Below are 18,657 nucleotides of genomic sequence, written 5' to 3'. Positions count from 1 at the left end.
GTCAGTCGGCGCCGTAGCTTTTGACGAGCGCCAGAATGCCAAGGCAGGTTCGAAAGCCTTGTTCTGGATGGGGCCGGGCGTCGATCACGGCCTGGAAAAACGCTGCTGTCGAAGGACCGATCCGCTCGCCGGCGGCGATCACCGCGGCGGGGGTCTATTCGCCGTAGCGGCGATGGGCGCTGGGCATGTGGTCGGCGATGGTGGTGTGTCCGCGTCGGTTGGGCGCGCGGGCATGGCTGGCGATCCGCTGGCCCTTGTGGAAGATCTCGACCGTCCGATCGTCGATACGGGCATCGACCAGCTCGCCAATCAGACGATACGGCGCGGAGTACCAATGGCCGTCGACCTCGACATGATAATCGGGAGCGAGGCGGCAGCGCTTCCAGCGTGCGAAGGCATAAGGCTGATCTGGCAGCGGGGTTAGCTTGGGTTTGTCGAGTTCGGCAAACAGTTCGGCGCGGCTTGAGCCGAAGCCACGCATTTGACGAGCATTGAGTTCGTCGACGAGTGTCTTGATGGCGGCGTTGAGCTCGGCCCGGGAAAAGAAGCGCTGATTGCGCAGCCGGGCCAGAATCCAGCGCTGGGCGATTTGCACCGCGACCTCGACCTTCGCCTTGTCTTTTGGGCGCCGCGGCCGTGCGGCGAGAATGGCCGTGCCGTAATGGCTCGCCATCTCGGCATAAGTGCGATTGAGGCCGGGATCGTAGCGGTCGGGGTTGCTGACGGCGGCTTTGAGGTTGTCGCAGACCACGAACGTCGCCGTTCCGCTCAAAAACGTGAACAAGTTGACGTGGGCCCGGATCCAGTCGGCCAAGCTCTCGCTGGGGCAGGCCTCGGCGTAGGTGTAGTTCGAAGCGCCCATCGCCGCGACGAACAGCTTCATCGGCTGCACTTCCCCGGTCAGGGGATCGACGATGTCGATGGTGTCGCCGGCGAAATCCACGAACACCTTCTCGCCGCCCAGATGAATCTGCCGCATCGAAGGTCGGACCCGCCCCTTCCAGGCCTCGTAGGTAGTGCAGAACCACGTGTACCCGAAACCGTCGGGATTAACGGCGCGATACTCCTCCCAGAGCAGGCGACGGGTTACGTTGCGCCGGCGGAGCTCTTTATCGATGTAGCTCCAGTCGGGCACCGGCCGCTGCGGGCTCTGAGACGCTGGTCGTGGGGCCGGGAAAAGCAAAAGCTCCAGGTCTTCATCGGTCATTCCCTCCGGAAGCGGCCAGCTCAACCCAGCAGACGAGCTATGCGGGAAACTGGGTGATGACGGAATGAGATAGGCGGCGTATCGAGGCGGGTGTCGAGCCTGCCAGAACCTCAAGGAGAGCGATACGCCATGAACGAGCATAGCAACATTGTCCCACTGCGTCAGCCCGATGAGATCGACGATCCACTGACGAATATTTTGCGATCTGGTGCTCGGCAGCTGCTTGCGCAGGCTGTCGAGATGGAAGCCGAGGCGTTTCTCGCCGCGATGAAGGGCTTGAAGCGTCCCGATGGCCGCGACCGCCTCGTGCGGCACGGCCATGGTCCAGTGCGGACGATCCAGACGGGGATCGGCGCCGTCGAAGTCGCCCGGGTAAAGATTCGCGATCGCGCGGTGACCAGCGATGGCGAGCGGATCCGCTTCACCTCGGCGATCCTGCCGTTGTGGGCACGGCGCACGAAGAGCTTGGATGCACTTTTGCCGGTTCTGTACCTGCGAGGCATCTCGACGGGCGACTTCCAGGAGGCGCTGGCGGCGCTCTTGGGCAAGGATGCGCCGAATCTTTCTCCGGGGGTGGTTTCCAGACTGACGACGGAGTGGCAGCTCGAGTACGAGCGTTGGCAGAAGCGCGATCTGTCGGCGCGCCGGTACGTATACGTGTGGGCGGACGGCGTCTTCCTGCAGGCTCGCATGGAAGACCACAGCGAATGCATGCTGGTGCTGATCGGCGCGACGCCGGAAGGCAAGAAGGAACTCATCGGCTTCCAGGTCGGCGTGCGCGAGAGCACGCAGAGCTGGCACGAACTGCTCGTCGAGGCGAAAACCCGTGGGCTGAAGATCGCCCCGGAAATCGCCGTCGGTGACGGCGCGCTCGGCTTCTGGAAGGCGCTCGACGAGGTCTTTCCCGCCACGCGACATCAGCGGTGCTGGGTGCACAAAACCGCGAATATCTTGAACAAAGTCGCAGTGTCGGTACAGGCCAGCATGAAGAAGGATCTGCGCGAGGTCTATTTGGCGTCCAACCGAGCTTCGGCCGAAGTGGCGATCGATGTCTTTGCCGAGAAATACGGAGCGAAGTACGACAAGGCGGTCGAGTGCCTGACGAAAGATCGCGACGCAATGCTTGCGTTCTACGAATTCCCCGCCGAGCATTGGGACCACTTGCGGACGACGAATCCCATCGAAAGCGTGTTCGCGACGGTCCGGCACAGAACGGTGCGCACGAAAGGTTCGTTATCGTCAACGACTGCCAAGTTGATGGTGTTCAAGCTGCTCTGCGCCGCATCAAAGACCTGGCGGCGGCTGAAAGGCACAAATCAGTTGCCGAAGGTCAGCGCAGGTGTCAGATTCGAAAACGGCATCGAGGTCATCCAAGTGCCGGAAAACCACGCCGCCTGATCGCCTCGTCACCCAAAATCCCGCATAGCTCAGACGAACTTAGGTTACGTTCTGACACAGGAGACATCAATGCTGTCTCCTCGGTCCTCCTTAGCTTAGCAGTTGCTGACTGATTTGTTTGCCCTAAGAAATTGGGGGCTACAGTACAAACCAGTTGCTGCCGATGCTCGCTGCGGCGAGGACACCTGTGTGATAGCCCGGCCGTGGTGGGGACGTGTTGCGCCGAGCACGTTTGACGGGTTGGACCAGAGGTCTGCCACACATGATGTGGGAGCTTGACGATAGCCGGAGCGCTGGGAATCGATAACGAAGCGGCGGCCCTATAGACAAGTCCAACCCGCACGCGTCAGCGGACGTAACAATTCCTTGGGCTGGGCATCGTTCAAAGCGCTTTCACCGGAAAAGCGGTGACCAAGACATGAGGGGCGTCCTGGCGAAGCTCCATTTCGTCGTCACCGCGGCTGGGCTGAGCACAACCAATCTCGTGCTTGCCGAGCGCTCTCGGGAACCGCTCTGCAATGGAGCATATAGCTTCGCTCCAGGTGGAGTTAAATGCTAGGGGCGCTGATCGCTCTGGGCCGGCATTACTTTGATCACGACCTGGAATGAATCGAGCCGGCGTACCCTCCGTCTCTCGCAAGGTCAAAGGTTGTTTTGCAGCCGACAGTAGCCGGTAATGCTTTGGCGGGCAAGAATTAGCTCCTAATAACGTTAGGGCAGGTCGCGGTTCCGGCCGCAAAGAGGTTGCCCGGTGCGTGATCGTCGTTAGATCGGACAAGAACGCGCAGTTGATCGAATCAGATGCGGCCTCGGTCGCCATATGCCTGCAGTGCGCTGTCGAGACACTTGACTAACTCTTGTACGCCGAATGGTTTGGCGAGGAAGCCGATCGCTCCGGCGTCCAAGGCTGACGCGCGTACGCGCTCGTTGGGGAAAGCTGTAATGAAAATGAAGGGTGCTTGGTAACCACGCGTCCGCATCTCTGCCAGCAGCTCCAGCCCGCTCATCGCTGCCATCTGCACATCAGTTATGACGCAGGATATCTCGTTCAACCGCGGCGACCGCAGGAGCGCCTCGGCCGAGGCAAATATCTGCACGACGTAGCCACGCGATTTCAAAAGGTTTTCTGTCGCCGCACGGACCGAGGGGTCGTCGTCAACGACGGAAATCAAAGGCGTGGACAAGATGAGCCCTCCCGACGCAGTACAGCGGCTGCCAAACCGTCAGCCACTTTCGCGAAAGTGGGCTTAAGTGATGGAATTGTAAAATCATACTTGGGTTTGTTCAGTGTGATTGGCGCTAATTCCGAGCGTCTCGCTCATTCTGATCAAGTCAGCCAGCGAGCGGGCACGCATCTTTTTCATTACGTGTCCCCGGTAGATCTTGACGGTGATCTCGGCGAGCCCAAGTTCGGCGGCTACCTGCTTGTTCATCAGCCCCGTCGCGACCAGTTTCATCACTGCCTGTTCTCGCGGGCTTAGGGTCTCAAATAGAGATTTCAGGTTCGCCACGGTTCGCTGAGCTTCTCGTCTTTTGCGATCGCGTTCGGTCGCCGCAACGACGGCATCAAGCAGTTCCTGATCGCGGAAGGGCTTGCTGAGGAAATCGACCGCGCCTCCCTTCATGGCCCTGACGGTCATGGGAATGTCGCCATGGCCGGTAATGAAGATGATTGGGATGTGTATGTTCAACCTGGCGAGCTCGGTCTGGTAGTCAAGGCCGCTCAGGCCCGGCAGCCGGACATCAAGAACTAGACAGCTTGTGACGTCCGGCATTGTGCTCTGCAGCATTTCACGGGCCGATCCGAACGCCACGACCTCCAAGCCTACCGATCGAAAAAGGTTCGTAAGCGAGCGACGCATAGAGATGTCATCCTCGACGACAAAGACGATTGCCTTCGTCGAAGCCTCGGTATGTCCGCCTTGGCCTCTCCAGTCAAATCGTCCTGTCACGAGATGGCCTCCTTATGCAGCGGAAGGGCAAACTGGAACGTCGCGCCCGGTCCATTTTTCTGAACCACTGAAATTCGTCCTCCGTGAACTTCCACGATCGACCGGCAGATCGAAAGGCCCATTCCTAGGCCGCTCGATTTGGTGGTGAAGAAGGGGTCCAAGACGCGGTCCGCGTCATTCTCGGCGATCCCGACGCCGCAATCGGTCACGGAAAGCTGCACGTACCCCAGATCGTCCGTAGATGATTGAATCAGAAGTTCACGCGGCCGGTCTGTAACTGCGTCCATGGCCTCGATTCCGTTCATCACCAGATTGATGATCACTTGTTGTAGCTGAATTCGATCACCGAGGACCCTAGGCAGCGCAGACGCCAACTCGCTTCGCAACGTCACTTGGTGGCTCACCAGCTCTCGTGTTACCAGCGCGCTGACGTCCCTAACCACCTGATTAATGTCGAGCGGCACCATCTCGATCTCGCCCTTCTTCGCGAGTGCGCGAATACTACGGATCACCTCGCTTGCCCGGATTGCATCTTCTATGATCCATTCGACTGAAGAGCGCGCGGCTGCAAGATTGGGAACATCGCGAGCCATCCAGCCGAGGCACGCATCGGCGTTGCTGAGGATAGCGGCGAGTGGTTGGGTTATCTCGTGGGCGATAGAAGTTGTCATTTCTCCCAAGGTCGTTACACGCGTCACATGTGCAAGCTCCGCCTGTGCCTTTCGCAGCTCTTGTTCGGCCTGATCAGCGCGAATGGTAGCGGTGATGTCAGTGCTGACGCCGCGATAGCCCAAAAAATTTCCGTTTCCGTCGAAGAAGGGCTTGCCACTAGTGCGGACGTAGATCGGAGATCCCATCCTATTTACGGTACGGTAGATGAGATCCCGGAACGGCAGGTGTGCCTGCAACGTCGCCCGATGCTGACGCCACTTCTCCGGTTCTTCTTCCATGTCGCACGCGATGTCCCAGCGAAGCAGGCCCGTTAACCCTGTCGCCAAAATTCCCGCAGCGCTGGTGTGCTCGGACAAGTGAGTGACCCGATGATCTGGCCCGGTTTCCCAGAGCCAGTCGGAAGCAGTCTCGGCATAGTCGCGAAAGCGCTGTTCGCTCTCGCGCAGCGCTACAAGCGTGTTTTCCAAGCGTTCCCTAGCTGCGTGTTGCTCGGTAACATCCATATGTGTTCCGATCAGCTCGCTGACATTACCATCGCTGCCGACGACAACGTGTGCAACGGAGTGTATGCGCCTTATCCCGCCATCTGGCAGAATAACACGGAAATCATATTCGAACCGTTCGTGCTCCTGGTCAATCGCCTGACGCTGCACCTCCTGCAACCCTGGCAAGTCTTCCGGATGGATGCGCGATCGAATAGTCTCTAGCGAAACCGGCTCTTGTGGGTTAAAGCCAAACAGGCGGTCGACCTCAGCGGAGCGATAAACGAAATCTCGTGTGTGGACGTCCCAGGACCAGCTGCCTGTGTGAGTGAGATGCTGAGCCTCGGCCAGATAGGCCTCGCTTCGGCGCAACTGCTGTTCTGCTCGCCTAGCTGCCGTAATATCGGTGGCTGCCCCAACAAACTCAATTTCACCAGAGGCGGTTCGCGTGACTCGTGCCTGCGCATGGATGTGCTTCACGGAGCCGTCAGGTAGCAGCAGCCGGTACTCGTGCTCGAAATCCCTCAGGTCTCGCATCGCTTCATCGATAATCTCTTTGACAGAAGCCCTATCATCTGGGTGCGTGCGCTCAATGACGAGTTGTGGCGCCGGTGTCGTCTGAAGATCGATTTGGAAAATCCGAAATGTCTCCTTAGACCAGAAGGCCTCGCCGGTAGAGGCGTTCCAGCTGAAGCTGCCTGTATGACTCAACTCCTGCGCGTGAGCCAAATGCGCTTCGCTCCGCTGCAGCGCAAGCTCGGTCTGCTTGCGCTCCGTAATATCTTCGCACGCCATGAGGATGACGGGGCGGTCGCCGGCCCAAAGCATGGCCTTGGCGTTTTCACGCACCCACAATACAGAACCGTCCTTCCTGACTTTCCGGACGTCCCAAGTGCGCGATTGTCCAACATCCTCAAGACACGTCTGAATGCATTTGCGGACGAATGCGCGATCCTCCTCCAGAAATACGTCGAGCACGGATTGGCCCAATAGTTCTGCACAAGCAAATCCCAGTTGTGTCGCGCCCAACGTATTGACGTTGAGGACAATGCCGGCCTCATCGACCATGAAGTACATGGCTGGATTGTGCTCGAAAATTGCGCGCCACCGTTTTTCACGATCCTCCAAATCCGAGGCACTCCGCTGAAGCTTGGCCGCAGCCACACGTGCAGCCTCTCTTTCCTGGCGGAGTTTTCCAATCAGGTACGTTCCGACAACAGAGACAATAAGAAATGCAACAACCACAGGAACATCGCGGGGATCATCGATTCGTAAACTAAACGCCGGCGGCGCAAAGTAGTATGCGAGAGCAGCGATTGCGACGATGCAAAGCGCTGATGAAGCAATGAAGCTGCCCATCAACGAAAATAGTAAGACTACTAACAAATAGGCGAACGCCGCGGCGGCGAAATGCGCCTGAAAGTACACGCAAGTCAGTGTAACCGCGGCTAGCGCTATGCTGCCCAAGGTCAACTGAGGGGCTGAACGTTTGAAACTGCTGATCCTATACATTTTGAGACCGTCCGGCCTGTTATCCGGCGGGAGAGCTATAGCATTTTAGGCAAAAATGAGGCAATCTTGAACACTTGGGTCCGCATGATAGCGTGTGCAAGATCGATCATCGGCTGCCGAACTCAGCACGGGCGGGGAAAAAACGCATTATAAACATACGTATATTTGTCCTAAACCTTTCAGTAGGTGTCGCTGACGCGACTTTAGTCGAAGCTGAAACGTCCGCTTTTGCGCATCGCTCGAGCCTACGGCCAATGCGCCCCATTAGGCCGCGGAATGAGGACAGTGGTTTCAGTTCAGCCGATAGGTTCGAAGGCGCGCCTCCGGACCGGCAAGGATCAGAAAAAAGCTGCCCAATGACTCGTCTTCCCGACACAGCCGCTCCCGCGAAGAAAGCGCAAGTTCGCCTGCCGACACAGAAGCCGGAGTCGCGCGAGTCCTACGCGCGATGATGATTCGTTCCAATCTTATCGCGCTTTAGCTGCGAAAAACTGGTTCCGCTGGAAGCGAGCGGCGTCGCAGAACGCAGGGCAGCCTCGTATGACTCGCCACGGCTTTGTCGAGTGCCATTCACGCTGATCACACCCACCATGCTCTGCTAACGCAGCGCGCATCGTAACGAGAACGACAAGCTGCGTCCGCAGGATCCCTACGTCGTCCTTAATCGCGTGAGGCAAGTGGAGCGACGTGCATATGGATCTTCGTAGGCGGACCAATACCTACTCCGTCAGTCCCGTCATCGGCTTGGCAAAAATGTTGCACAAGCGTTCAGATGGCCGGTAGCCCTTGAGTGCGAAAGCGAAACCCTGAAAAAGCTCCTGCCTCTTTTCTCGCTAGTACCCACTTTTCTTGGAACGTGAGTCGTGATTCAAGGTCGGGATGATACCCGAAGCAAGAGAAGTCCACCTTTCGAGGAAAGATCGCAAGGTGCTTGAGGCGTGCTGTCGCTCACCGGTGACGTTGCAGCGCGATTTGAAGCGGGCGCGGATAGTTCTGTTGGCGGCGGATGGGCGCAGCACCCGGTCGATCGCCAAGGAAGTTGGGGTCCAGCCGCGGATTGTCAGCCTTTGGCGGCATCGCTATGCCGACCATGGCCTTGAAGGGCTGCAAGACAAGCCGCGGCCTGGCAAGCAGCCGATCTATACGAAGACGACCGACAAGCGGATTCTGAAGCTGCTGGATAAGCCGCCACCGCAAGGGTTTGCGCGCTGGACCGGCCCCCTGCTGGCCGAGGCGCTGGGCGATGTCGATGTCCAATATGTCTGGCGGTTCCTGCGCAGCCACAAGATTGACCTGGTGGCTCGCAAGTCCTGGTGCGAGAGCAACGACCCGAACTTTACGGCCAAAGCCGCCGATGTTGTCGGCCTCTATGTCGCGCCGCCGGCGAAGGCCATTGTGCTGTGCGTGGACGAGAAGCCCTCGATCCAGGCTTTGGAGCGAGCGCAGGGTTATCTGAAGTTGCCCAATGGCCGCGCCTTAACCGGCCAAAGCCACGATTACAAGCGGCATGGCACCACAACATTGTTTGCGGCGCTCGAAGTCGCCACCGGAAAGATCATCGCGACCCATTCAAAACGCCGGCGCCGCGTCGAGTTTCTCGATTTCATGAACAGCGTCACCGCGACTTTTCCGAACCGCAAGCTTCACGTCATCCTCGACAACCTCAACACCCATAAAAAGAACGAGGACTGGCTCAAGGCCCACCCCAACGTGCAATTTCATTTCACGCCGACAAGTGCGTCATGGCTCAATCAGGTCGAAGTATGGTTTTCCATCTTGCAGGGGCAGTCGCTCAGCGGCACCTCCTTCACGAGCCTCAAGCAGCTTCAGGAACACATCGATGCCTACGTCAACGCATACAACGACAGAGCCGAGCCCTTCGTCTGGACCAAGAAAAAGGTCCGTCAACGCCGTTTCAAAGGCCGCCGTATCACTCAGCTCTGATTCCGGGTACTAGGGTCTGTACCTAAATAGCGCCACGTGATTCTCTTGCCTACGTGTTGATTCGGGGGCGAGAGAATGCGCGCTGGTTTGTTTTGGCTGAACGACAGGCAATGGGCGCGTATCGAACCGCATCTGCCGAGGGGACTGACGGGGCCGGATCGGGACGACGACCGACGCATCGTCAGCGGCATCATTCACATGCTGCAATCGGGTGCACGATGGCGTGATTGTCCACGTGAATACGGCCCTTACACGACGATCTACAATCGCTTCAATCGCTGGGCCAAGCGAGGACGATGGTGCGCAATCTTCGAAGCGCTGGCCAAGCCTGGCGAAGACGGCGTCGTACTGTCGCTCGACTCGACCTCGATTAAAGCTCACCGGTGTGCCTCCGGCGGAAAAGGGGGGAGCACAATCAAGCAATCGGCCGCTCGCGCGGAGGCCGCACGACAAAAATCCATGCGCTGAGCGATCCGCTCTGCCGGCCGGTCGTCCTGCATCTGACTCCAGGCCAGGATGCCGATATCGCTGCGGCTCCCGATGTCCTGGCGCTCGCGCCACCCATGAGCGTGCTCCTCGCCGACAAAGGGTATGATGGCGACAAGCTTCGCGGCGCAATCATTCGTCGTGGCGCCAAGCCCGTAATCCCCAATAAATCTAACCGTGTCGTCATCCATCGCTTCAACAAACGCGCCTACAAAGGACGAAATGTCATCGAACGCTGCTTTTGCAGGCTCAAGGACTTCCGGCGCATCGCCACGCGATATGACAAGCTCGCCCGTAATTTTTTGGCCGCTGTTCATCTCGCCGCTCTCGTCGCATATTGGCTCAATTGAGTCTGGACCCTAGCCTCTCAGGGGCAGCTGCCCTGGCTGCGGCGCGGAATAATGCTGTGCGCCGGAGAGCGCAGGGGGAGTATTCGTGTCCGAATGGCGGCGGTTCAGATCCGGGACCTACCTCATGTGCTTGTAGTGTCGATAGTAGTGGAAGCGGTGGACTTGTTGAGCCGAGTCTGCAGCGTCACGTGATCGAGCTCGCTTTCCCACCAGGATACGAACACAGCCGCGATGCCATTGCCGATGATGTTGGTGAGGGCGCGCACCTCGCTCATGAACTTGTCGATAGAAAACACGATTGCCATGCCCGGCACCAGAGCTGGGTTTACTACCGATAATGTCGCAGCGAGCGTGATAAAGCCTGCGCCGGTGACGCCGCTTGCTCCCTTCGAAGTTAGCATTGCTACTAGCAGGATCGTGAGCTGCTGGCCAAAGCTGAGATCGACACCGAGTGCCTGGGCAATGAACAATGTTGCAAGTGTCATATAGATATTGGTGCCGTCAAGGTTGAAGGAGTAGCCAGTCGGCACCACCAGCCCGACCACCGGCTTGGAGCAGCCCAGCCGCTCGAGCTTCTCCATCAATTGAGGGAGCGCGCTTTCGGAGGATGAAGTACCGAGCACGATCAGAAGCTCGTCTTTAATATAGATAAGGAACTTGAAGATTGAAAAGCCGACGAGGCGGGCGATCAGACCAAGCACGACTACTACGAATAGGGCAGCAGTCACGTAAAACAGCGCGATCAGACCGATCAGATTGCCGAGTGCTGCGGGCCCGAACTTGCCGACTGTGAAAGCCATGGCGCCGAAGGCGCCGATCGGGGCCGCTTTCATTACAATAGCTATTACCCCGAACACCGCGTGCGCGACGTCGTCAATCATGCCGCGCAGACGCTCGCCACGCTTTCCCAACGCCATCAGCGAGAAGCCAAAAAGGATCGCGAACAGGAGAACCTGCAGAACATCGCCGCGAGCGAAGGCGCCGACCACGCTATCGGGAATGATGTTGAGAATAAAGTCGACGGTTTTCGAGGCTTCCGCCTGCTTGACGTAATTGGCGACCGCCGCAGCATCCGGTTTGACCGCAAGGCCATGGCCAATCCGGACCAGATTGCCCATGGCAAGGCCCAACAGCAAGGCAAAGCTGGAGACGATCTCGAAATAGAACAGCGCCTTGACGCCGACGCACCCGACTTTCTTGGCATCTTGAATATGCGCAATGCCAGACGTGACGGTGCAGAAAATAATGGGCGCGATCACCATCTTGATGAGCTTGATGAACCCATCACCGAGCGCCTTGACCCAGTCGTTTGTGGCGACAGACGGCCATAGGCAGCCAACCATGGCGCCAATTAGGATTGCGATCAGCACCTGGACGTAGAGTATCTTATACCAAGCTTGCGACGCGCGCACAGGCGCCGCGGTTGCCATGGTGGTCATGACGCTTCCTTCCCGAATATACTCGAATGTGTGCCGCGGCTCGGTGAGAGGCGACAGTGTCATACGAGACTAATCATTATAGCCTTGCGCGATTGAAGACGCGTCCGAGAGCCGGCGCGTCTTTCCAAAGGCAGGCGTTTAGTTGCGTTGTCCTTTCTCGCTAAGCAAGATATGCACCAAATCCCAAACTGCGGCGGACTAAAAAGTCGCGGACAATGGCCTCCCTTCGGTGGCATCGGCTTGAGTGCTCTTAGCCGTGTTCGCAAGGTCGAACATTAGGCTGCAGCGTAGCGCGCATTAGCGGAATGCTGGAGTGTTGAGATCGTGCAGCAGTACGTGCAGTTGGTAAAATTGCTATTTTGGATTGAACGCATTTACCGAATGGAAGTCTGGCTAGGAGCTGCGTTGCCCGGGTAGGACCTCTGATGGATGACTGCGTTTTTCCGCAAGCGGCCAATCTCGTCGATGACGCGGCGTTTGTCTCCACGCCTGTGCTGACGATGTGCAAGCTAAGCCGGTCAGGGGAGCGGCCGTCGCTCGCGGCCCCTCGCGCCTTTGCCGCGTCGCCGAACCAGCCTTACGACGAGTTTTCAGCTACTTCGTTTGCGTAGCTGCCGACCGGCAGGCTTCTTGCGATCGGTTCAGCTACCGGCCCTGCGAGCACGGGATTTGAGCCGCCGACAAACCAAACAGGCATTTCTCGAGTCGAGTCTGCCGTTTTCGTTGGGCGGCTGTTGCTGTCCGCTTGGAAACAAAGATGCCAGAAACCTGACAAAGCGTTAGGTCCACTCCACGGTGACGTCGGCGTCTACGCAAAGTGCTTTCACATAAGCATAGCGCCGCCGCTGTTCGCACGTGGCACTCGAATTGCTGATGACAAATGAGAAGCTGCCGCCGTCGGGTGGGACGAAGCGGACTTGTCACAGGAGTTGCCGATGAGCCTTGCGATGCTGCTCTTGCTCGCAGAAACGGTGCGCGTAAATTTGGGGGACAGAGCGAGCTGCCGCACGAACAAATGGCTATTCGCACCACATCGCTGGGCAGCCCGACGTATAGGCAATCACTATCGCGATACGGCGACCTGCGCTCGTTGGCGGGCTGACGCACATGGATTTTGATTCGTCAGAGATCTCGCAATCCATTGCGCTCACGATAGAGCTCGCTAGCGTGACGACCGTGATCCTCCTCGTGATTGGTGTGCCCCTCGCCTGGTGGCTGGCGCGTTCAAAGACTTTTCTGAGCGAGGCTGTCGCTGCGCTAATTGCCCTTCCGCTGGTACTACCCCCAGCGGCTCTCGGCTTTTGCGTACTCGTTCTGCTCGGCCCCGACGGACCCGGCGGCGTTCTCGCCTCTTTCTGGGGCGAGCGCACGCTCGCTCTTACCTTCGTCGGGATCGTGGTCGGATCGGTGCTCTCGGCGCTGCCATTGGTCGTGCAGCCGATACGTAACGCCTTTCTTGCGGTTGGCGATCACCCGTTGGAAATGACAGGGCGTGTTTCGCCATTGTATGGCTTCGTTGCTATCATCGCACCGCTGGCGCGACTGGAGCTCGTTAAAGCGGCCGTGCTTGGATTTTCTCACACGATAGGCACATTCGGCGTCGTGATGATGATCGGCGGAAATATTCCTGGACGCACCAAGGTGTTGTCGGCCTATGTCGTGGACTACGTCCAAGAGCCGCGCTGGCACGAGGAAGTGTGGTTGCCGCTGGTATGGTGATGTTCGCATTTGCGACAATCTTCACCTTAGCCATCATCGACAGACATTGTACCGGGCGAGGCAACGAATCATCTTAGGTTTGCCAGGGCGATCGCTCTAAACGTCCAGCCTGTCGCCGCGCACAGCCCCGTAGGCGAGGAGCCCCTTGGAACCAGGGGCAGATCGGATCAAATCAGACCTAAAGTCAAGCCAACGTGCGCACCACATTCTCAGTCCCTTGCGGGCTCTGTTCCTTGCTCGGCAACCGCGTTGGTACGTGCTGCCTGCATTAGGTTCGATTATGAGCGCTTTAACGCACCGTTGGTCAGCGATCGGCAAGTCTGATTGAGGCCGGGCAATGTGGTGCCCGTCGACTGAACCAATTCTATTCAACAATCGGCATCATGAGTGCCGCCTGCAGGAGCGTAGTTCCCTTCAGCGGTGAACGATCGGCTTGATTTGTTAAAGTGCTCACATCGACGTCGAAAACTGGACACCAATAGCGTAGCAGATCAATGGCCTAGCTTCTGGGACGCTGGCCGGATTCGACAAGCCGAAAATCTTAAAGCGGTGGCTTGTTATCTTTCAGGTGTTTCGCTCTGCTGGCTTGTTTCTTGCCGAACATCACCAATCGTAACGCTGGCGACAACTCGCTTGGAAGGTTTCATGGGTGATGCAACGGAAACCTTCTACGGCGTGATCAGACGACAGGGTATCACGCGTCGCAGTTTCCTTAAATTCTGCAGTTTCACGGCCGCGAGCTTGGGGCTTGGTGCAAGCAGTATTGCGCACGCCCTGGAAACCAAACCGCGAGTGCCCGTCATCTGGCTGCACGGGCTTGAGTGTACCTGCTGCTCGGAAAGCTTTATCCGCTCGGCTCATCCCTTGATCAAGGACGCGCTGCTGTCGATGATTTCGCTCGACTATGACCATATGATCATGGCGGCGGCAGGACACCAGGCTGAGGCCATCCTGGAGGAAACCCGTGCCAGGTACAAAGGCGGATATGTGCTTGCCGTTGAAGGTAACCCGCCCTTGAACGAGGGTGGCATGTTCTGCATTGACGGCGGCAAGCCGTTCGTTGAAAAGCTCACGTCGATGGCGGAAGAGTCCATGGCGATCGTCGCTTGGGGCACGTGTGCGTCCTGGGGATGCGTGCAGGCGGCCAAGCCAAATCCGACTCGCGCGGTGCCGATCGATAAGTTAATCACCAACAGGCCCTTCATCAAGGTGCCCGGGGGCCCGCCGATCGCAGAGGTCATGAGCGGCCTCGTGACTTTCATTACCACGTTCGGAAAGCTTCCAAAGCTTGATCACCAAGGGCGTCCAAGTATGTTTTATTCCGAGCGCATTCACGATAAGTGCTACCGGCGGTCCCATTTCGACGCTGGTCAATTCGTCGAAGAGTGGGACGACACCAACGCACGCAAGGGCTATTGCTTGTACAAGTTGGGCTGCAAGGGACCAACCACCTACAATGCCTGTTCGGCCCTTCGGTGGAACGGCGGCGTTTCATTTCCCATTCAATCCGGCCACGGCTGTCTCGGCTGCTCCGAAGATGGCTTCTGGGATAAAGGGTCATTTTACGACCGACTCACGACCATCAAGCAGTTCGGCATCGAGCAGAACGCCGACGAGATCGGCATGGCCGCTGCCGGCGTGGTGGGGCTAGCGGTCGCTGCCCACGCGGCGGTCACCGCCGCGAAGCGGTTGAGGCACCGGCCGGATCGCCCTGCCCACAAAGGCAAGCCGAGTTGAGGAGGTAACGACGGTGGCCGTCCAGACGCCGAATGGGTTCAATCTCGATCGTTCCGGCAAGCGAATCGTTAGCGGCGGTTTTCTATTCGGCTATATCCGCTTTGCTCATTTCTCGGCGGGATATGTACTCAGCGCCGGCTTTCTTCTGCGTATCTACTGGGCCTTGATGGGAAACGCGCACGCCATGCAGATCTTTTGCGTGCCGCTTTGGCGCCGGTGCTTTTGGCGGGAGTTGCACCACGAGATTCGCCGGTATTCGTTCCTTGCGGTTGAGCCTGAAAGGGGCCTCGGGCACAACCGCCTTGCTCAGCTAGCAATGTTCTTCATGTTTACGCAGACGATCACGTTCATGGTCGTCACCGGCTTTGCACTTTACGGGCAAGGTGCCGGTACTGACAGCTGGCAGTACAAGGTGTTCGGCTGGGTGTTTTCACTCTGGCCGAACAGCCAGGACTTTCACACCTGGCATCATCTCGGCCTGTGGGTGATCGTGATGTTCGCGCTGGTCCACATCTACGCGGTGCTCTGGGACGACGTCGTGTCGCGCCGCAGCTTCCCTTCTATCAAGTAGGTGAGCATTGGTTTGGCGATTGACTGGGAAGCGGATGCTCAATTCAACAGAGAAAAAGCGGATTTTGGTGCTCGGCATTGGCAATGTTCTGTGGGCCGATGAGGGATTCGGTGTGCGTGCGGTCGAGGAGTTTCATCGTAGCTACGCGGTCGATGATACGTCACCGTTCTCGATGGCGGCACCCAGGGGCTCTACCTCGTTAGTTTTCTTGAGGGGGCCGACTGCCTGATCGTGTTCGACGCCATCGACTATGGATTGCTGCCCGGGCAGTTGGAGCTTGTACGAGATGACGAAGTGCCAAAATTCACGGGGGCCAAGAAGGTGAGCCTGCATCAGATGGGCTTCCAGGAGGTCTTGAGCGCGGCCGATTTGCTTGGCCGCCGCCCGCGAGAGCTCGCTCTTATCGGCTGCCAGCCGATGGATCTGGAGAATTGGGGCGGTCCGCTGACCGCGCCGGTGCGCTTTCAGATTGCCCCCGCGATTAGACTGGCCTGTAAGCTCCTAGAGCAGTGGGACTCGCCGGCAAAACCGCGGAGTGCGCCGCTGCCTGCATCAGAACGGCTGTTGGCGAACAATATTGACCATGCGAATTATGAAATGAAAGGCAGAGCCGATCTAGCGGCCTGCGGCTGATCATGTGCCTTGGCTTGCCAATGACGATTGTCGAGACCGACGGTGTCACCGCGTTATGCGAGTATGGCAATGAGCAGCGGCGCATCTCCGTCGTGCTGCTCGCTGATGTACGGGCCGGCGCCAAGGTGCTCGTTCATATCGACAGCGCAGTGCGGCTCCTGGACGAAAACGAAGCAAGGCTGATCTGCAAAGCACTTGACGGGCTTGAGGCCAGCCTCAACGGTCAGAGCTGCGATCGCTTCTTTGCGGACTTGATCGGTCACGAGCCGCAATTGCCGGAGCACCTACGCTAGCGCTTCCGCTCCCTTGCACCGGCTGGGGTTCATAGACCGGATTCCAGTCGCAGGACCATCGGCTTGGACAACGTCAGGCGCTACGCCGTTGGGTCGAACGCGACTCGCGCACCTAGAGATGATTGGCATGCGCCTTGCTAACCGCCATGCTGGCAGAACCGATCATGATCAGAGAGGAGTGTGATGAAGTTGCAGCCGGCTCAGCATGCTCTGACACGGCCCGCTCCGTCCGACGACGTGGAGGGCGTTAGCGCCGATGCGCGCCTGGTCGCGCACGTTCCCAGGAAGGCGACCTTGATGCCGCTGCCGGCGGCTGATCCCCTACATATTCTGCGGATCAGTGAAGCACCCTCGCGCGGCCCTGGTGGCACACTGACCGGCCGGCCCGGCCAGCGTAGACTGTCGACGCCGCGCCTATCCCCGAGGAACAATATACTCTGCCTGATCGGCAAGAGACCGGATCGTTTGCTCACGATCAACCGCATCTCCTCACCGATCCTTTGGGCACTCGCCGGCAGCACCGGCGCCGGCAAGTGCAATACCCCTCGACACAGACAATGGAACATCGCATCGTGAAAGCAGCGATCCCCGTTGTATCTGGCGGCGCCGGCCGCGCGGCGAGCGGCTTTACCACAGGTTCTGGAACTCTCGATGTATTCTATCGCGGCGCGACAAGTGCGCTTGTCAATCGCGTTTGGCGGGTTTGCGACGAATGTGCAAGGAAGTATCCGAACGCTGCCCTGCTAATGTCAAATGTCGCTGCTGCTGTTGGGGGTCAGAGAAGCGGTGATCCGACACAATTGTACGGACTCGCAAATTTCAGCGATGCCGAGCGCAAGCTGATTGACGAATTGCTCGGGGAAGGCGAGGTGACCGGGTGGTTGCGTTGCCGGACGGCAGTTTGGCACAAATCCGGGAGTCCGTGCATGCCGGAATCTGGCGCGTGCGCATCGGAACCGAACCGGCGCACGAATATGTCGAGGTTGGAGCGATTCCGCAGATTGTCCGGCGTGCCGCAACTGACCTGACATCAACCGAACTTCTGATTGACACGCCGCCGGATGGCGCGATGAACGTTCAACCGGTGCTGGCCGAAATACGCGAGCGGGCCAGCGTCTGGCAATTTTGCATGAATGCGCATGTCATCAATCTGACGTTACTGCCAATGAGCGTTGTCGACTTGACATTCCTGCAGCAAAGCTTGGGCAACGGACCCGTCCAACTCATGTTGCGGGGCTACGGTGCCTGCAGAGTGCAGGCGACCGGGACTAGGAATGTTTGGTCCGTGCAGTTCTTCAATTCTACGGACAACATCATCCTTGATACGGTGGAGGTCGGGGGCGTGCCGATTGTTGCGTTGGCTGCCGACGAGGATTTCCAGGACTCTGCCGGACGCGTGCAGGAAATTCTCGAGGCGTACTTCACATGATGCGCTCGGGCACTCGACATCAGTTGCGATCCCACAGACGGCGCCTTCGGATGGATCATAGCTTGCGCGGGGGGAGGGGGCAGCATTGCGCATGAACCTCACTGCAAGCAACAAAATCCATGTCCGCGTATTGCTAGCTGCCGACGTAGTCGCCTCGGTCGAGATCCAGCCGCGAGTCCGGCCGCCGCTGGGTCGGATATTCGCCGGAAAGCAGGCCTCGTCACTGCTCAACGCAGTGCCGCGGCTCTTCGCGTTATGTGCCGCTGCGCAGCAAACCGCACTGTTGACCGCGATCGAAACGGCGCGCGACGAAGTGATCACCCTCGCAAAAAAAAACAGCATCGTATTGCGCTGATCGTTACCGAGCGCATCATGGATTTGGCACGGGGCCTATTTGCCGGACATCTCACGCTAGAGGTCGCCAGTGCGGCAGCAATCCGCTCCCTGATGTCGGAATTGTCAGCGCTTGTTCGCTCCGCCCAGCGAGCCTCGTGCCCCCCTCAACGGGAAGCAACAGCGCGGATCGCGGCGGCGCTGGCCGCGCTGGGCGTACCGAATGAGGGACGCGCGCTCAGGTCCGGCAGCCCACTGTCGCTTCGCGTCGCGGCGCTTCATGAGGCCGGCTTGAAGTCGGCTCCGGCAGCATACTCGTTCCTGTCCGCTGCTGACGACTTCAACATCGCGAAGCGATTGCTCGGGGATGATTCGACGTTTTGCGATTGTCCGGATCTGGAAGGACATGTGCCTGAGACGGGTCCTTGGGCGCGCCAATGACCCGGGATCGGTTCTTGCTGAGACCCTTCGGTGCGGCCGAGCGGCTGATGGCCAGAATA

The 18,657-nt window shown here is 58.5% G+C and carries 12 protein-coding genes and 3 pseudogenes; 10 read left to right on the top strand and 5 right to left on the bottom strand.

The window, feature by feature from the left end; all coding sequences use genetic code 11:
* Nucleotides 1-4: 4 nt before the first annotated feature.
* Nucleotides 5-1,240, bottom strand: a pseudogene (gene istA, locus AAFG50_RS36815) (IS21-like element ISFK1 family transposase); the annotation flags it as partial.
* Nucleotides 1,241-1,336: 96 nt separating this feature from the next.
* Between istA and AAFG50_RS36810 the strand changes: the two are divergent.
* Nucleotides 1,337-2,605: an IS256 family transposase gene (locus AAFG50_RS36810; protein ID WP_038968105.1), complete on the top strand. Its 1,269-nt coding sequence runs from the start codon at nucleotides 1,337-1,339 to the stop codon at nucleotides 2,603-2,605.
* Between the two features lie 797 nt (nucleotides 2,606-3,402).
* Here AAFG50_RS36810 and AAFG50_RS36805 read toward each other — a convergent pair.
* The 3 genes from AAFG50_RS36805 to AAFG50_RS36795 form a co-directional block, all read right to left on the bottom strand.
* Nucleotides 3,403-3,789, bottom strand: a complete 387-nt coding sequence (locus AAFG50_RS36805) for a response regulator (RefSeq protein ID WP_018648887.1) — start codon at nucleotides 3,787-3,789, stop codon at nucleotides 3,403-3,405.
* Between the two features lie 84 nt (nucleotides 3,790-3,873).
* Entirely contained in the window at nucleotides 3,874-4,557 is a 684-nt protein-coding gene (locus AAFG50_RS36800) for a response regulator transcription factor (protein WP_011084526.1), read from the bottom strand.
* Entirely contained in the window at nucleotides 4,554-7,223 is a 2,670-nt protein-coding gene (locus AAFG50_RS36795; protein WP_011084527.1) for a PAS domain-containing protein, read from the bottom strand. Before AAFG50_RS36795 ends, AAFG50_RS36800 begins: the two co-directional genes overlap by 4 nt.
* A gap of 879 nt (nucleotides 7,224-8,102) precedes the next feature.
* On the opposite strand from AAFG50_RS36795, the gene AAFG50_RS36790 reads away from it, so the two are divergent.
* Entirely contained in the window at nucleotides 8,103-9,167 is a 1,065-nt protein-coding gene (locus AAFG50_RS36790; RefSeq protein WP_011084514.1) for an IS630-like element ISRj1 family transposase, read from the top strand.
* Nucleotides 9,168-9,242: 75 nt separating this feature from the next.
* Nucleotides 9,243-10,003, top strand: a protein-coding gene (locus AAFG50_RS36785) for an IS5-like element ISBj2 family transposase (protein WP_110115815.1) whose coding sequence is annotated in 2 segments (ribosomal slippage) — nucleotides 9,243-9,582 and nucleotides 9,582-10,003 — 762 coding nt in all. Because the reading frame shifts where the segments join, the coding sequence is not laid out codon by codon here.
* A 122-nt stretch (nucleotides 10,004-10,125) separates the two neighbouring features.
* Here AAFG50_RS36785 and dctA read toward each other — a convergent pair.
* Nucleotides 10,126-11,442, bottom strand: a complete 1,317-nt coding sequence (dctA, locus tag AAFG50_RS36780; protein ID WP_011084529.1) for a C4-dicarboxylate transporter DctA — start codon at nucleotides 11,440-11,442, stop codon at nucleotides 10,126-10,128.
* 1,107 nt (nucleotides 11,443-12,549) lie between these two features.
* On the opposite strand from dctA, the gene AAFG50_RS36775 reads away from it, so the two are divergent.
* From AAFG50_RS36775 to AAFG50_RS36745, 7 genes and pseudogenes are all read left to right on the top strand, one after another.
* On the top strand, nucleotides 12,550-13,161 hold the full coding sequence (locus AAFG50_RS36775; RefSeq protein WP_011084530.1) for a molybdenum ABC transporter permease: 612 nt from the start codon (nucleotides 12,550-12,552) through the stop codon (nucleotides 13,159-13,161).
* Between the two features lie 645 nt (nucleotides 13,162-13,806).
* The gene (locus tag AAFG50_RS36770; RefSeq protein WP_011084531.1) at nucleotides 13,807-14,898 is read left to right on the top strand and encodes a hydrogenase small subunit; all 1,092 of its coding nucleotides are present in this window, start codon (nucleotides 13,807-13,809) and stop codon (nucleotides 14,896-14,898) included.
* 70 nt (nucleotides 14,899-14,968) lie between these two features.
* Nucleotides 14,969-15,469, top strand: a pseudogene (gene cybH, locus AAFG50_RS36765) (Ni/Fe-hydrogenase, b-type cytochrome subunit); the annotation flags it as partial.
* 34 nt (nucleotides 15,470-15,503) lie between these two features.
* A pseudogene (locus tag AAFG50_RS36760) lies at nucleotides 15,504-16,102 on the top strand (HyaD/HybD family hydrogenase maturation endopeptidase).
* A gap of 2 nt (nucleotides 16,103-16,104) precedes the next feature.
* Nucleotides 16,105-16,395 carry a HypC/HybG/HupF family hydrogenase formation chaperone gene (locus tag AAFG50_RS36755; RefSeq protein WP_011084536.1) on the top strand — a complete coding sequence of 97 codons (291 nt, stop codon included), beginning with the start codon at nucleotides 16,105-16,107 and terminating at the stop codon, nucleotides 16,393-16,395.
* Nucleotides 16,396-17,272: 877 nt separating this feature from the next.
* Nucleotides 17,273-17,824 (top strand): hydrogenase expression/formation protein, encoded by a 552-nt coding sequence (locus AAFG50_RS36750; RefSeq protein WP_011084538.1) that lies wholly within the window; start codon nucleotides 17,273-17,275, stop codon nucleotides 17,822-17,824.
* 91 nt (nucleotides 17,825-17,915) lie between these two features.
* Nucleotides 17,916-18,179, top strand: coding sequence for a hypothetical protein (locus AAFG50_RS36745; RefSeq protein ID WP_018648280.1), 264 nt, complete (start codon nucleotides 17,916-17,918; stop codon nucleotides 18,177-18,179).
* Nucleotides 18,180-18,657: the final 478 nt, after the last annotated feature.

Source organism: Bradyrhizobium sp. B039 (assembly GCF_038965675.1).
Taxonomy (GTDB): Bacteria; Pseudomonadota; Alphaproteobacteria; order Rhizobiales; family Xanthobacteraceae; genus Bradyrhizobium; species Bradyrhizobium diazoefficiens.
The sequence above is the reverse complement of the archived record's forward strand: the minus strand, read 5'-3'. Positions and strand labels throughout refer to the sequence as shown.